Origin of the sequence: Pseudomonas sp. A214 (assembly GCF_900156295.1) — a bacterium.
Classification (GTDB): Bacteria; Pseudomonadota; Gammaproteobacteria; order Pseudomonadales; family Pseudomonadaceae; genus Aquipseudomonas; species Aquipseudomonas rhizophila.
Map to the genome: position 1 here is coordinate 4,511,079 of NZ_LT707062.1, position 15,536 is coordinate 4,526,614.

The window sequence follows — 15,536 nt, forward strand, 5'->3', positions numbered from 1 at the left end:
CACAGGGGATCGGTGGTGAACACAACATCTGGGCACACCACTGGACCTGTGGGAGCGAGCTTGCTCGCGATGGCGGCAGCCCTCTCACGCCAACGTCCGCAAAATGCCGCGTTCCGTTTATCGTCCATTCGCTATATATTTCCGTATATAGCGAAACCGACCTTTCGGAGCCTTTATGCACCTCACCCGCTTCGCGCCGTTGCTGCTGACTACACTCTTTTGCGTTGGCGCCGTCCAGGCCGATGAGGTGCAGGTGGCCGTGGCGTCCAATTTCACCGCACCGGTCCAGGCCATCGCCGCCGGCTTCGAGAAAGACACTGGCCACAAGCTGGTGGCGGCCTATGGCGCGACCGGGCAGTTCTACACCCAGATCAAGAACGGCGCACCGTTCGAAGTCTTCCTCGCCGCCGACGACACCACCCCGGCCAAGCTCGAAAGCGAAGGCGACACCGTCAAGGGTTCGCGCTTCACCTATGCGGTCGGCACGCTGGCGCTGTGGTCGGCCAAGGACGGTTATGTCGACAGCCAGGGCCAGGTGCTCAAGGACAACGGCTTCCAGCACCTGTCCATCGCCAACCCGAAAACCGCGCCCTACGGTTTGGCCGCCACCCAGGTGCTGGACAAACTGGGGTTGTCCGGGCAAGTCAAAGGCAAGCTCGTCGAAGGCCAGAACATCACCCAGGCTTATCAGTTCGTTTCTACCGGCAACGCAGAACTCGGCTTCGTGGCCTTGTCCCAGGTGTACAAGGACGGCAAGGTGGCCAGCGGTTCGGCATGGATCGTCCCCGCCGAGCTGCATGACCCGATCAAACAGGACGCGGTGATCCTCAACAAAGGGCGAAACAACGCCGCCGCCTCGGCGTTCATGGATTACCTCAGAGGCCCGAAAGCCACCGCCATCATCCAAGCCTACGGTTATCAACGCTAAATGCCACTGACCAGTGCCGACTACGCCGCCATTTGGCTGACCCTGAAACTGGCCTCGCTGACCACAGTGATCCTGCTGCTGATCGGCACGCCCATCGCCCTGTGGCTGTCACGTACCCAGTCCTGGCTACGCGGGCCGGTGGGCGCGGTGGTGGCCCTGCCATTGGTGCTGCCGCCCACGGTGATCGGCTTTTACCTGTTGCTCGCCCTGGGCCCCAACGGCTGGATCGGCCAATTCACCCAGGCCGTCGGGCTGGGCACCCTCACCTTCAGTTTCACCGGGCTGGTGATCGGCTCGGTGATCTACTCCATGCCGTTTGTGGTGCAGCCATTGCAGAACGCATTCTCCGCCATCGGCAGTCGTCCCCTGGAAGTGGCGGCCACTTTGCGGGCCGGTCCCTGGGATACGTTTTTCAGTGTCATCCTGCCCTTGGCCCGCCCCGGTTTCATCACTGCGGCAATCCTCGGCTTTGCCCACACCGTCGGCGAATTCGGCGTGGTGCTGATGATCGGCGGCAATATCCCCGAAAAGACCCGCGTGGTGTCGGTACAGATCTACGACCATGTCGAAGCCTTGGAGTACGCCCAGGCTCATTGGCTGGCGGCGGCAATGCTGGTGTTTTCATTTCTTGTGCTGCTGGCGTTGTATTCCAGCCGCCGAACCCGGGCCGGTTGGAGCTGATCGATGATTCATGCGCGTTTTCAGCTCGACCATGGAGACTTCTCCCTGGACCTGGATGTGCAACTGCCGGGCCGTGGCGTGACCGCGCTGTACGGCCAGTCCGGTTCCGGCAAGACCACCTGCCTGCGCTGCATCGCCGGGTTGGACCGGCCGACCCGGGGGTTCATCGAGGTCAACGGCGAAGTCTGGCAGGACAGCGAGCGCGGGGTGTTCGTGCCGCCCCATCAACGGGCGCTGGGGTACGTGTTCCAGGAGGCGAGCCTGTTCGCGCATCTGTCCGTGCAGGCTAATCTGGCGTTCGGCCTCAAGCGCATCGCACCGGCGCAACGACGGGTGGACATGGACCAGGCCACCGAACTGCTGGGCATTGGTCACTTGCTCGATCGACAGCCACACAACCTGTCCGGCGGTGAACGCCAGCGGGTCGGCATCGCCCGAGCCCTGTTGACCAGCCCGCGACTGCTGCTGATGGACGAGCCCCTGGCCGCCCTGGATACCCGGCGCAAGAACGAAATCCTGCCTTACCTGCAACGCCTGCACGATGAGCTGGACATCCCAGTGCTGTACGTCAGCCACTCGCAGGACGAAGTGGCGCGCCTGGCCGACCACATCGTGTTGCTGGAGGCCGGTCGCGTGCTGGCCAGCGGGCCGATTGGCGAAACACTGGCGCGACTCGACCTGCCACTGGCATTGGGCGATGACGCGGGCGTGGTGGTCCAGGGCAAGGTCAGCGGGTATGACGCGGCCTATCAATTGCTGTCGTTGACACTGCCCGACAGCCTCTTGAACGTGCGTGTCGCCCACACGCCTCTGGCCATCGGACAGCCGCTACGCTTCAAGGTCCAGGCCCGTGACGTCAGCCTCAGCCTGGCGAACGATGCCCAGACCAGCATCCTCAACCGTTTGCCCGTTACCGTGGTCAGCGAACTGGCCGCCGACAACGCCGCCCATGTGTTGATTCGGCTGGAGGCTGCTGGCACGCCGCTGTTGGCGCGCATCACCCGTTACTCCCGGGATCAGCTGAAGCTTCATCCGGGGCAGTTGCTGTGGGCGCAGATCAAGGCGGTGGCGGTGTTGGCGTAGGGTATCGCCCCAGACAAATCCCTTGTGGAAGCGGGCTTGCTCGCGATCGCGGTGGTTCAGTCAACATGGGTGTGAACTGATCTGACGCTATCGCGAGCAGGCTCGCTCCCACAGGTCCGGCGGTCCAACCCTGATTCGTGGGTGTTGCGGGCCACCTCAGAAACTTGGCACGACCACAATGGGCTGCGGTCAATCGATCACAGGCCCCGGATTTGCTGCCAAGGATTCTTTCATGCCCGACACCCTGCCGCCGGAAGCGCTGCCGGCCGATCTGCATTATGTCGATGACACCGCCCCTGGTATCTCCCGCAAAAAGTTGCGGGGCAAGTTCTGCTATTTCGATCCTCAGGGCCAGCGGATCACCGATGCGGCCGAAATCCAGCGCATCAACGCCTTGGCCGTACCGCCGGCCTACACCGATGTATGGATCTGCACCGACCCGCGCGGCCATCTCCAGGCCACCGGTCGGGACGCTCGTGGGCGTAAGCAGTACCGCTATCACCCGCGCTGGCGGGAAGTGCGCGATGCCGACAAATACTCCCGAATGCTGGAGTTCGGCCGTACCCTGCCGCGCTTGCGCAAACGCCTGGAGCAGATCCTGGCCACGCCCGGATTCAGCCGCGACAAGGTCATGGCCACGGTTATCACGTTGCTGGACATCACCCTGATCCGGGTCGGCAACACCCAGTATGCCCGGGACAACCGCTCCTACGGCCTGACCACCCTGCGCAGCAAGCATGTGGAGGTCAACGGCAGCGCAATTGCCTTCCAATTCCGTGGCAAGAGCGGCGTCGAACACCAGATCACCGTGAAAGACCGGCGTCTGGCGCGGATCATCAAGCGTTGCCAGGAGATTCCAGGGCAGAACCTGTTCCAGTACCTGGACGACAACGGCGAACGCCACTCCGTCAGCTCGTCCGATATCAACGCCTACCTCAAGAGCCTCACCGGCGCGGACTTCACCGCCAAGGACTACCGCACCTGGGCCGGCAGCGCGGCGGCTCTGGCGGGGCTGCGACTGCTGTGCTGGGAAACCGAGAGCGAGGCAAAAAAACACCTCGCCGAGATGGTCAGGCAGGTTGCCCGGCAACTGGGCAATACCCCCTCCGTCTGTCGTAAATGCTACATCCATCCCGCCGTGGTGGAGGGTTTCCTGCTGGGTTCGCTGAGGGAGCTGCCCAACCCCCGGGTCCGCAAAGGCCTCAGCGAGGAGGAAGCCGCGCTGGCGATGTTCCTGCAACGCATGGCCCAAACTGCCGAAGCGTGCTGAACCCGGCGAACCACACCTGCTCGAACGCCAACATCCGGCCTCAGACGAGGAACATCCGCGCACCTGCGAACTCCCAACTGTACGGCGCCACCGCTGCGCAGACCGTTCAACGGGAAGTCGACAGGAGTTTGAAATGTCCGAACACATTGTCCATTTTCATTGCCAGATCGATCAGGGAACGACCGAGCGCTTCCGGGACAACTGCCTGGATGCCATTGAAAAAGGCGCCGACTCACTGATGCTCAACCTCTCGACGATCGGTGGCAGTACCAACTTCGGCTTTACCCTCTACACCTTCATCAAATCCCTTCCGGTGCCGGTGCGTGCCGTGAATGCCGGCAATATCGAGTCCATGGGCATCATCATGTACCTGGCCGCCAGCGACCGCACCACCACGCCTCACTCGCGTTTTCTGATTCACCCGATGAACTGGTATTTCGGCCAGAAGTCGGTGGATCACTCGCGTTTGCGGGAATACCTGTCCAGCCTGGACAACGACGTGGCGCGGTACGTGGAAATCTACGTCAAGGAAACCGCCGGCGCCGCCACTCAGTTGGACATTTTCAAATGTCTTTGCGCCGAAGAACGGGTCATCCCGGCCGAAAACTCTTTGGCCTTCGGCATCGCGCACCGGGTCGAGCAAGTGGTTTTCCCGGTGGATGCCAAGCATTGGAAAATCAGTGGTGGCGAGGACCAGTGACCCCGTGCCGTCAGTGCGTGCCGTTCGTCATCTGACGAAGTGTTTTCATTAAACTTTTGCCGGCCATTTCCTTTCACAAATTATGCGAGGCTCGTTGCTCGCGTAACCAAAATGAGGATGCTCGAAATGGCCAGTAGTGGAAACAAAAACCAAGGCAACTTCGCAAATGATCGGGAAAAAGCATCGGAAGCCGGCAAGAAAGGCGGCCATGCGTCGGGCGGTAACGTTGCAAGTGATCGTCAGAAAGGCACTGAGGCGGGCCGCAAAGGAACTGACCGCAACCAAGGCGCGGGCAGAAAATCGTAACCTGGAAAATCGCTGGGGCGCACGCCTGCTGCGCTCCGGCGCTTAATCTGTCATTGCCCTGAGGGGTCGATCAGCGTCCGCTATAAGCCTTTTTCACCATGTCGATCCAGATCGGGTCCAGCCGAGCTTGCTCGCTGTCGAGATTGAGCGCCTGCATCCTTGTCAGATGCTCATCAGCCTCTCGGGCGAGTGAGCCCTGGGCGCTGGAGTTGGCGTCCAGTTGATGCATCTGCGTCAATCCCAGATGATAAAACCGTAGCAGCTTCATGGCCGCCACGTCCTGGGCCTGCACACCGGCCTTCACCTGGTGCATCACATTGGTGATGCTCATCAGGCTGCGCTTGAGCTGCCAGCCGTACACCGCCGCGGCCATCCACGGCTGCGACCAGAAATACAGACGCATCAAGGCGACCATCACCAACACCGCGGCAATCACCCCGCCGAGATTGAAGCGAAAATTATCCCCCCCGGGTGTGCCGAACAGCATCACCGAAAGGCTGGACAACAGCATCGCCAGTGCCAGGAACGTCACGGCGACGATGAGGGTACTGCGTCGGGTCTGGCGTCGGTAGATTTCGGCGTCCCACGGCTTGAGCTCGAACATCGCGGTGCAATTTCCTTGTGCGGGGTAAAAAAAGTCCCGCATTATCGCCTGCCCGGTGGATTTAGCTATGCTGGAGCTCATTTTGTGTTGCAACCGACCCGAAGGATCCGGATCAAAGTCCATGGCGATACCGCAAGGATCGTGCGATCTTTCTGCGTGGACGTTTTTTTCAAGATGCCGTCGTTGTGAGTACGGCATCGTTTTCAAGGAAAGCTGAATGAATCAAAGACATGTAATCAACGCCTCGGTCAGCCCGAAGGGCAGCCTGGAGACTTTGTCCCAGCGCGAAGTCCAGCAACTGAGTGAAGCCGGTTCCGGCAGTATCTATACCCTCTTCCGCCAGTGCGCCCTGGCCATTCTCAACACCGGCGCCCATGTCGATAACGCCAAGACCATCCTGGAAGCCTACAAAGACTTCGAGATCCGTATTCACCAGCAAGACCGCGGCGTACGCCTGGAACTGCTGAACGCCCCGGCCGACGCCTTCGTCGATGGCGAAATGATCGCCAGCACCCGCGAGATGCTGTTCAGCGCCCTGCGCGACATCGTCTACACCGAGAACGAACTGGACAGCCAGCGCATCGACCTCAGCTCCTCCCAGGGCATCAGCGACTACGTCTTCCACCTGCTGCGCAACGCCCGCACATTGCGCCCTGGGGTGGAGCCAAAAATCGTCGTGTGCTGGGGCGGCCACTCGATCAACACCGAAGAATACAAATACACCAAGAAAGTCGGCCACGAACTGGGCCTGCGCAGCCTGGACATCTGCACCGGCTGCGGCCCGGGCGTGATGAAAGGCCCGATGAAAGGCGCCACCATCGCCCACGCCAAACAGCGTATCCACGGCGGCCGTTACCTGGGCCTGACGGAGCCTGGCATCATCGCCGCCGAAGCGCCGAACCCGATCGTCAATGAGCTGGTGATCCTGCCGGACATCGAGAAGCGCCTGGAAGCTTTCGTGCGCGTGGGCCACGGCATCATCATCTTCCCGGGCGGCGCCGGTACGGCGGAAGAGTTCCTCTACTTGCTGGGTATCCTGATGCACCCGGCCAACCAGGACCTGCCCTTCCCGGTTGTTCTGACCGGGCCCAAGAGCGCCGCGCCGTACCTTGATCAACTGCATGCCTTTGTCGGTGCGACCCTGGGCGAGGCTGCGCAGAAGCACTACCAGATCATCATCGACGACCCGGCCGAAGTGGCTCGGCAGATGACCCAAGGGCTCAAGGCGGTCAAACAGTTCCGCCGCGAACGCAACGACGCCTTCCACTTCAACTGGTTGCTGAAAATCGACGAAGGCTTCCAGCGCCCGTTCGACCCGACCCACGCCAACATGGCCAGCCTGGGCCTGAGGCGCGACCTGCCCGCCCACGAACTGGCCGCCAACTTGCGCCGGGCGTTCTCGGGGATCGTGGCCGGTAACGTCAAGGACAAGGGTATCCGCCTGATCGAAGAACACGGTCCTTACGAGATCCACGGCGATGCCGCCATCATGGAACCCCTCGACCGGCTGCTCCAGGCCTTCGTCGCCCAGCACCGCATGAAACTGCCGGGCGGCGCGGCGTATGAACCGTGCTATCGCGTGGTGACCTGACCGGTTCAACGATCACCACAGATCCAACTGTAGGAGCGAGCCTGCTCGCGATGGCGGCGGGTCAGATTGCATCATTGCTGAATGTGCCGACGCTATCGCGAGCAGGCTCGCTCCCACAGGGGGTCTGCTGCGATCACAGCGTCGGGTTCAGTCGCATCCGTCCGGCCTCATCCACCTCAAGGCCAAGCCCACGGTAATCCTTGATCAGCGGATGGGGGGTGGCCACCGGATGCGTATGCGTCGCCGTCACCACCCACACATCCGCTCCCGCCGCCTCGCCGGCCTTGATACCCGCTTCGGCATCCTCGAACACCAGGCAGTCCTGGGCGGCGACTTGCAGGCGCTCCGCTGCCAGTCGATAACAGGCCGGATTGGGTTTGCCGTCGCTCACATCCTCGGCGGTGACCATCACCGCCGGACGTGGAATGCCGGCCGCTTCCATGCGCCGCAAGGCCAGCGCCATGGGCGCCGAGGTGACGATGGCCCATTGCAGGGGCGGTAGGCTGTTGAGCAATGCCGCAGCACCGGGCACCGGCACCACACCTTCCACATCTTCGATTTCCTCGCGGGTAATCTGCTCGGCCTCGGCCAGGGCATCCACCCCTGGCAGGCGCTGGCGGGCAATGGTGTCGATGGCGCGCACGCCGTGGATGGTCGGCAGAAAGCTCGCCACCTCCACACCGTGACGAAGGGCCCAGCGCGTCCAGATCCGCTCGGCCGCGGCGATGGAATTGAGCAGCGTGCCGTCCATGTCGAAGAGGAAGGCGCGGTAGGAAACACTGGAGGGCGGGCGGGCAGACATCGAAATCCTCGGTGATGGCGGTAGGAGAATGCCGGCCACTGTAACATCGCCAGGCACCGAATCCCTGTGGGAGCGAGCCTGCTCGCGATGGCGGTGGGTCAGCGCGCATCGATGCCGAATGTGCCGACGCTATCGCGAGCAGGCTCGCTCCCACAGGTTTTTTGTTGTGTCAGAAAGCGCAGAGCTACACCAACCGCTCAATCCGCTGATGCTGCCAGACCATCTTGTAGTACAGGGTCTGCAACACCAGCATGCTCAAGTAAGCCACCGGAAACGCCATCCATACCCCTTGCAGGCCGAACTGCGCGTCCAGCAGGTAGGCCACTGGCAGCTGAACGCCGACGATGCAGAAGATCGAAATCGCCACCGGCATCAGCACCGTGCCGCTGGCGCGCATGATGCCGCCGACCACCGCCTGGAAGCCGAAGACCAGCAGGCTCCAGAGCATGATGTGCAGCAGATGTTCGGCCTGGATTCGCGCCGCCGGGTCGGTGATGAACAGCCCCAGCAGCCAGTGAGACAACAGATATCCCAAGACCACCAGCCCACCGGTGAGCCAGACGTTGATCAACAGGCCGGTGCGCAGGATCGGCCCCAGACGCTCCAGACGCCCGGCACCGATGGCCTGGGCGCCGAGGATCGAGGCGGTGATGGCAATCGACAACGCCGGGAACTGCACGTAATTGACGATCTGCGTCACCGCGCCATAGGCGGCCGTGGCCTGGGACCCGTGGCCATTGACCAGCGCCAGGATCACCAGCTCCGACAGTGAGATCACCACCATCTGCAACCCCGTGGGCAGGCCGATGCGCAGCACCTTGCCGAGGATGTCCATGTCCAGGCGCATCGCCGCGAACAACGCCCGGTCCGGCGCCAGGGCGTGCTCGCGACGGTTCAGGCGCCACGCGAGCATGACCATGGCCGACGCCGTACCCACCAGCCCCGCCAGCGCCGCGCTCTCGATGCCCATCTGCGGCAGCCCCAGCCAGCCGCGAATCAGCGCCGGCGTCAGCAGCAGCCCGACGCTGGTGGACACCAGCAAGGCCAGCATGGGCGACAGCGTATCGCTCACCCCGCGCAGCAACTGGGTAAACACCACGAACACCAGCAGTATCGGCAGGATCCACATCATCACCCGGGCATAGGACACCGCGTCCTCCAGCACATCGGCCGGCGTCCCCAGCCCCTGCAGCGCCTGGCGCGCGAACACGGTGCCGAGCACCGCCGCCACCAGCCCGATGATCGCCGCCAGCAATAACGTGGTACCGGCAATCGCCTTCACCGTGCCGGTTTCCCCGGCGCCGTAAGCCTGCCCGATCAACACCCCTGCTCCCGCGCCCAGGCCAATCACCAGCGCGATAAAGAAAAACAGGATGGGAAACATGCCTGATACCGCCGCCAATGCCTGGGTGCCGAGCATCTGGCCGATGTAGATGCTATTGAGTGTGCCGGACATCGATTGCAGGAAATTGGACAGGACCATGGGGGCCAGGAACAGGAGGTAGATTTTCCAGAGAGGCTGGGTGGGCATGAGGGCTCGTGATGGCAGGTTCAAAATCCGATGCGGGGTAATTTAGCTTATTCCCGGATGGTGGTGAGGGAATCTGTGGGAGCAAGGCGCAAGGGGTTGTGGGCGACTCATCTGTTCGTCAGGGCGCCTCGACATTTCAGCGACTGCGTCTAATCTCAGATAGCACAGTGCCACTCACTGGGCAGGTCAACGCCCTCGGCCATACCGGAATCGGACGACCGGTCTTAAAGTCCGGGGTGGGGTCGCAGATAACCAGTTATTCGCAAACAACCTGTTAGCAACACTGTTCAAGGACCGAACCATGACGTCGTATTCACACGGTCATTCCCATTCCCAAACTCCGCCGCGCATCCTTTGGTCCAGCTTGTTTGTGGCCCTGATCGCGAGCGTCGGCCTGTTGGTTCTCAACGGCCCAAGTACACAAAACCTGGGGTTGTGTGCCGTGCTCCTGGCCATTGGCGCCGGGGTCGGCGTGTGGGCTGCCCGCGCCCAGCACCAGCAGATCGACAGAGCCGTCGCCGCCGCCATTGCCCATCACGCGCTACACGCCGCCGACCACTTGAACCATAAGGCCAGCGCGCAACTCAACGAAGTCATCCTCGGTGCCATGCCGATCTGGGCCAAGCAGGTGGAAAGCTCCCGGCAGCAGACCGAAACCGCGATCGTCTCGCTGACCAATCGCTTCACCGGCATCTCTTCACGCCTGGAAGATACCGTGCAAGCTTCGCAACTGGCCGCCGGTGAGCTGGCCGGCAACAGCAGTGGCGGCGCCGTGCAGGTGCTGGCCCAAAGCGAAGGTGAGCTGGTCCAGGTCATCGACTCCCTGAAAGCCACCCAGGCCAGCCGCGATGAAACCCTGGCCCAGGTGCGTAACCTCACCGCCTACACCGGCGAGCTGCGAACCATGGCCGCCGATGTCGCGGCCATTGCCGCGCAAACCAACTTGCTGGCCCTCAACGCCGCCATCGAAGCCGCCCGTGCGGGCGAAGCCGGGCGCGGTTTTGCGGTGGTGGCCGACGCCGTGCGCAGCCTGTCGAGCAAGTCCAGCGAGACTGGCCAGCAGATGTCGGCCAAGGTCGACATCATCAATAGCGCCATCACTCAACTGGTCCAGGCCGCCTCCAGCGGCGCGGATCAGGACAGCCAGTCGGTCAGCGTCTCCGAGGACAGCATCCAGCGCGTGCTGGAACGCTTCAAGAGCGTCACCGGGCGGCTGGCCGAATCGGCCGACCTGCTGCAGCAGGAAAGCTTCGGTATTCGCGACGAGCTCACCGAAGTGCTGGTCAACCTGCAATTCCAGGATCGGGTCAGCCAGATTCTCAGCCACGTGCGCGACAACATCGAGGACCTGCATGTGCATATGCAGCAGGCCAGTCAGTCGCCCGACCAGGCCGTTTCCATCGATGCCCGCCAATGGCTGGCGCGCATGGAAACCACTTACGCCACCGAAGAACAACGCCGCAACCACCACGGCGAATCGGGCGCGCACCAGAATTCACAGGAAATAACCTTCTTCTAGGAGAGCCGTTCATGGCTAAAAGTGTATTGGTTGTCGACGACTCCGCGAGCGTCCGGCAGGTCGTCGGCATCGCGTTGAAAAGTGCCGGCTACGACGTGATCGAGGCCAGCGATGGCAAGGATGCACTGGGCAAGCTCAATGGCCAGAAGGTGCACCTGATCATCAGTGACGTGAACATGCCGAACATGGACGGCATCACCTTCGTCAAGGAGGTCAAGAAGCTGGCCAGCTACAAGTTCACGCCGATCATCATGCTCACCACTGAATCCCAGGAGTCGAAAAAACTCGAGGGCCAGGCGGCGGGTGCCAAGGCCTGGGTGGTCAAGCCGTTCCAGCCGGCGCAGATGCTGGCGGCGGTGTCCAAGCTGATTCTTCCTTGATTCGCGGAGAGTGAAATGCCCTTGCTGTACGAAACACAGGACGACACCGCGCAGGTGCAGATCGACGGCGAGCTGACGATCTACACCGCCGCCGACCTCGCCGCGCAGTTGCTGCCGCGCCTGGGGGCGACGCCGCGCATGGCGCTGGATCTGTCGCAGATTACGGAAATGGACGGCGCCGGCCTGCAACTGCTGATGATGGTCCAGCGCGAGGCTCCCAAGGCCGGTACCCGCCTGGAGATAACGGGCCACAGCAAGGCCGTCACGGAAACACTCGCCCTGTGCAACCTGGTTGTATAGAGACCTCGCAACACGTCGGACACGACAAAGGATATGAGCGTGAGCATCAATCTCGATCAGGCACAACAAACGTTCATCGTCGAGGCACGGGAACAGTTGCAGGCGATGGAAGAGTCCCTGCTGCAACTGGAAAGCGACCCGGGCGACGATGATGCTATTGGCGCGATCTTCCGGGCGGCCCATACGATCAAGGGCTCGGCCGGGCTGTTCGGCCTGGAACCCATCGTCAGTTTCACTCACATCGTCGAAGACGTGCTCGATCGGTTGCGCAATGGCAGCGTCGAAGTGGACGCCGGCCTGATCGCCGTGCTGCTCAAGTCCAGTGATCACATGCTGGAGCTGATCAATGTGGTGGCCAACCAGGGCGCGAAACTGGCGCCCCCGGCCCTGGCCCGGGAAATGGAGCTGTGCCAGATCCTTCAGGAATATCAGGCGCCCTCGCCTGCCGAAGCCCCGAAGCCCGCCGAAGCAAGCGACACACAAGCGCCCGCCGAAACGCGCCTCTGGCATATTGCCCTGCGTTTTGGCCCGGAGGTGTTCCGCAACGGCATGGACCCGCTGTCATTTCTGCGTTACCTGCAAACCCTCGGTGAGATCATCCACATCACCACGCTGACCGACGCAATGCCCTCGGCCGAAACCTGGGATGCCGAGTCCTGCTACCTGGGGTTCGACATTGAGTTCAGTTCGGCTGCCGGCCACGGGGCGATCAACGAAGTCTTCGATTTCGTGCGCGAAGATTGCCAGATCCAGATCGTCGCCATTGATGACCCCGTGCCGCAGATGAACACCGGGCTGGTTGCAACCACTCAAGAGCAGGCTGACCCCAACACGGCAATGGTCACCACCGGCGAACTGATGCCGGACCAGCGTTCGGCTGCGCGCATGCCCGCTCAGGTCTCGCCAGACAAGCAACCGGCAACCAGCGACGGCAAGGCCAAGGACGGCGCCTATGTGCGGGTCAACGCCGACAAGCTCGACGAGTTGATCAACCTGGTGGGCGAACTGGTCATCGCCAGCGCCGGCGCCAGCCTGCTGGCCCGCCACTGCAACGACGACTCGTTGCAGGAATCGACTTCAACGGTGTCCGGGCTGGTGGAAGAGATTCTCGACGGCGCCTTGCGTCTGCGCATGATCCCCATTGGTGAAACCTTCAACCGGTTCCGCCGGGTGGTGCGCGATGTCAGCCAGGAACTGGGCAAGGACATCGACCTGATCATCAGCGGTGCGGAAACCGAGCTGGATAAAACCGTGGTGGAAAAAATCGGTGACCCGCTCATGCACCTGTTGCGCAACGCCATGGACCACGGCATCGAAACCGCCGAGGCGCGGCTGGCGGCCGGTAAACCGGCCAAAGGTCATCTGCACCTCAATGCCTATCACGACTCAGGCAGCATCGTGCTGGAAATCGCCGACGACGGCGCCGGCCTGAACCGTGACCGGATCCTGGAAAAAGCCCAGGAACGCGGCCTGGTTGCCCTTGGCGCCAGCCCCACCGACCAGGAAATCTACAACCTGATCTTCGAGCCGGGTTTCTCCACCGCCCAGGCCGTCACCAACCTTTCCGGGCGTGGCGTGGGCATGGATGTGGTCAAGCGCAACATTACCCTGCTGCGCGGCACTGTCGACCTGGACAGCCAACCGGGCCAGGGCACCGTGGTGCGCATCCGCCTGCCGCTGACGCTGGCGATCATCAATGGCTTTCTGGTGGGCATCGGCCAGTCCACGTACGTCATTCCCCTGGACATGGTTCAGGAATGCATCGAGCTGAGCGAGGACGACGGGGTTTGCAGCCGCGAACAAGGCTACCTCGACCTGCGCGGCGAAGTGCTGCCGCTGGTGTACCTGCGCGATCACTTCAACCACGAAGGCCCGGCCTCGCGCCGGCAGAACGTGGTGGTGGTGCGCTACGCCGAACTCAAGGCCGGGCTGGTGGTGGATGACCTGCTCGGTGAATTCCAGACCGTGATCAAACCCCTGGGCAAGTTGTTCGGCGCGCTGCGCGGCATCAGCGGCTCGACGATCCTGGGCAGCGGCGCTGTGGCGTTGATTCTCGACGTGCCGGCGCTGCTCACGCAGATCGCCCAAATAGACAACCGCTACACCTCGACTCAATCACAACAAGCCACTGCTCGCTGACGCTTTAGCAATTCCATGGAGAGGTACTTCCCAATGAAATGGTTCTACGATCTTAGAATCGCCACCAAACTGATCACCTCGTTTCTGGTGGTGCTCGCGTTGACCGCCGTCATGGGGGTGTTCTCGATTATCCAACTCAACGAGGTCAACGGCACAACCATCGAGATCCGCGAAAACTGGATGACTTCGATGCGCGCCGCCTCGGGCATGCGCTTCTACGCGGCGAACTATCGCCTCAAGGAAAATCGCCACATTTCCGCTGACTCCGAGCAGGAGCGCACGGCCATCGAAAAAGAAGCGGACGAAGCCAAACAGGGTTTCGAAACGCGTCTGGCGACCTATGAAAAACTGCTGTCCAGTGCCGAAGATCGCCAGCTGTTCGACACTGCCCGCAGCGACTGGGCCGCGTACCTGGCCGTTAGCAAAGACCTGTTCGCACTGTCCCGACAAAATTTGCTCAACGAAGCCCAGACGTTGCTCAAGGGCGAATCCAAACGTCATTTCGACCTGGTGACCGCCGACCTGCAGAAACTGGTTGAGCTCAATGCCGCCGGGGCCGACGTGGCCAGCGCCCATGGTACGGAACTGTATGAGAATGCGCGTCTGTCGATCATCGCCGTGCTGGTTGCCGCCCTGCTGGTGGGCCTGGGCCTGGCACTGTTCATTTCGCGGATCATTTCCCGCCCCCTGAAACAGGCGGCCTTGGTTGCCGAGCAACTGGCCGAAGGCAACCTGAACGCGAAAATCGAAAGCGGCTCCAAGGACGAAACCGGCATGGTGCTCAACGCCATGCAAAACATGGTGGGCAAGCTGTCCCATATCATCGGTGAAGTGCGCAACGCCGCCGACAACCTGGCCAGCGCCTCCGAAGAAGTCAGCGCCACCGCGCAATCCATGAGCCAGGCCACCAGCGAGCAGGCGGCCAGCGTCGAAGAAACCAGCGCCTCCATCGAACAGATGAGCGCCAGCATCAACCAGAACACCGAAAACGCCAAGGTCACCGACGGCATGGCCAGCAAGGCCGCCAAGGAAGCCACCGACGGCGGTGAATCGGTGCAGCAGACCGTGGTGGCGATGAAGAAAATCGCCCAACGCATCAGCATCATCGATGACATCGCCTACCAGACCAACCTGCTGGCGCTCAACGCTGCAATCGAAGCGGCCCGCGCCGGTGAGCATGGCAAAGGCTTCGCGGTCGTCGCCGCCGAGGTGCGCAAACTGGCTGAACGCAGCCAGGTGGCGGCCCAGGAGATCGGCGAGCTGTCGTCCAGCAGCGTCGACATGGCTGAGAAAGCCGGGCACCTGCTGAACGAAATGGTCCCGTCCATCAACAAGACCTCGGACCTGGTGCAGGAAATCAGCGCCGCTTCCGAAGAACAGGCCGCCGGCGTGGCGCAGATCAACACAGCCATGACCCAGCTCAACCAGGTGACCCAGCAGAATGCTTCCAGCAGCGAAGAATTGGCCGCCACCGCAGAAGAAATGAGCAGCCAGGCCGAACAGCTGCAACAGGCCATGAGCTTCTTCACCCTGGACGCGCCGGCCAAATCGGCCAGCCAGCCACTGAAGGTGGACAACACGCCCGGCCCGTCCAGTCGCAAGACAGCCCGTGCGCCCGCGGCGGTGATGCCCAAGGCATTTGCCTACAACATGGCCAGCGCGCCAGACGAATCCGAATTCACCCGGTTCTGACGGTCCGGCC

At 62.1% G+C, this 15,536-nt stretch carries 15 protein-coding genes; 12 read left to right on the forward strand and 3 right to left on the reverse strand.

Annotation, left to right across the window (positions count from 1 at the left end):
• Positions 1-175: 175 nt before the first annotated feature.
• From modA to BW979_RS20120, 6 genes are all read left to right on the forward strand, one after another.
• Complete coding sequence (modA, locus tag BW979_RS20095; protein ID WP_076385342.1) at positions 176-928, forward strand: molybdate ABC transporter substrate-binding protein; 753 nt, start codon at positions 176-178, stop codon at positions 926-928.
• Entirely contained in the window at positions 929-1,609 is a 681-nt protein-coding gene (gene modB / locus BW979_RS20100; RefSeq protein WP_047227648.1) for a molybdate ABC transporter permease subunit, read from the forward strand.
• A gap of 3 nt (positions 1,610-1,612) precedes the next feature.
• Entirely contained in the window at positions 1,613-2,692 is a 1,080-nt protein-coding gene (gene modC, locus BW979_RS20105; RefSeq protein WP_076385344.1) for a molybdenum ABC transporter ATP-binding protein, read from the forward strand.
• Positions 2,693-2,924: 232 nt separating this feature from the next.
• Positions 2,925-3,962 carry a DNA topoisomerase IB gene (locus BW979_RS20110; RefSeq protein ID WP_076385346.1) on the forward strand — a complete coding sequence of 346 codons (1,038 nt, stop codon included), beginning with the start codon at positions 2,925-2,927 and terminating at the stop codon, positions 3,960-3,962.
• A gap of 133 nt (positions 3,963-4,095) precedes the next feature.
• The gene (locus BW979_RS20115) at positions 4,096-4,662 is read left to right on the forward strand and encodes an ATP-dependent Clp protease proteolytic subunit (RefSeq protein ID WP_047227651.1); all 567 of its coding nucleotides are present in this window, start codon (positions 4,096-4,098) and stop codon (positions 4,660-4,662) included.
• Between the two features lie 126 nt (positions 4,663-4,788).
• On the forward strand, positions 4,789-4,968 hold the full coding sequence (locus BW979_RS20120) for a general stress protein (RefSeq protein WP_047227652.1): 180 nt from the start codon (positions 4,789-4,791) through the stop codon (positions 4,966-4,968).
• 70 nt (positions 4,969-5,038) lie between these two features.
• On the opposite strand, the gene BW979_RS20125 is transcribed toward BW979_RS20120, so the two are convergent.
• Positions 5,039-5,572 (reverse strand): DUF3087 family protein, encoded by a 534-nt coding sequence (locus BW979_RS20125; RefSeq protein WP_076385348.1) that lies wholly within the window; start codon positions 5,570-5,572, stop codon positions 5,039-5,041.
• 217 nt (positions 5,573-5,789) lie between these two features.
• Between BW979_RS20125 and ppnN the strand changes: the two genes are divergently transcribed.
• Complete coding sequence (gene ppnN, locus BW979_RS20130) at positions 5,790-7,163, forward strand: nucleotide 5'-monophosphate nucleosidase PpnN (RefSeq protein ID WP_047227654.1); 1,374 nt, start codon at positions 5,790-5,792, stop codon at positions 7,161-7,163.
• Positions 7,164-7,296: 133 nt separating this feature from the next.
• On the opposite strand, the gene BW979_RS20135 is transcribed toward ppnN, so the two are convergent.
• Together BW979_RS20135 and BW979_RS20140 are read right to left on the reverse strand one after the other, a co-directional pair.
• On the reverse strand, positions 7,297-7,965 hold the full coding sequence (locus BW979_RS20135) for an HAD-IA family hydrolase (RefSeq protein WP_076385350.1): 669 nt from the start codon (positions 7,963-7,965) through the stop codon (positions 7,297-7,299).
• A gap of 184 nt (positions 7,966-8,149) precedes the next feature.
• Positions 8,150-9,496, reverse strand: coding sequence for an MATE family efflux transporter (locus BW979_RS20140; RefSeq protein ID WP_047227656.1), 1,347 nt, complete (start codon positions 9,494-9,496; stop codon positions 8,150-8,152).
• A 607-nt stretch (positions 9,497-10,103) separates the two neighbouring features.
• On the opposite strand from BW979_RS20140, the gene BW979_RS20145 reads away from it, so the two are divergent.
• Genes BW979_RS20145 through BW979_RS20165 form a run of 5 tightly spaced genes read left to right on the forward strand, consistent with a single transcriptional unit; the run spans position 10,104 to position 15,526 of the window.
• Positions 10,104-11,015, forward strand: coding sequence for a methyl-accepting chemotaxis protein (locus BW979_RS20145; protein ID WP_409936848.1), 912 nt, complete (start codon positions 10,104-10,106; stop codon positions 11,013-11,015).
• 11 nt (positions 11,016-11,026) lie between these two features.
• Positions 11,027-11,395 carry a response regulator gene (locus BW979_RS20150; RefSeq protein WP_047227658.1) on the forward strand — a complete coding sequence of 123 codons (369 nt, stop codon included), beginning with the start codon at positions 11,027-11,029 and terminating at the stop codon, positions 11,393-11,395.
• A gap of 15 nt (positions 11,396-11,410) precedes the next feature.
• Positions 11,411-11,695, forward strand: coding sequence for an STAS domain-containing protein (locus BW979_RS20155; RefSeq protein WP_047227659.1), 285 nt, complete (start codon positions 11,411-11,413; stop codon positions 11,693-11,695).
• Positions 11,696-11,734: 39 nt separating this feature from the next.
• Positions 11,735-13,834, forward strand: coding sequence for a chemotaxis protein CheA (locus BW979_RS20160; protein ID WP_076386701.1), 2,100 nt, complete (start codon positions 11,735-11,737; stop codon positions 13,832-13,834).
• Positions 13,835-13,867: 33 nt separating this feature from the next.
• The gene (locus BW979_RS20165) at positions 13,868-15,526 is read left to right on the forward strand and encodes a methyl-accepting chemotaxis protein (RefSeq protein WP_047227660.1); all 1,659 of its coding nucleotides are present in this window, start codon (positions 13,868-13,870) and stop codon (positions 15,524-15,526) included.
• The last annotated feature ends 10 nt before the right edge of the window (positions 15,527-15,536 follow it).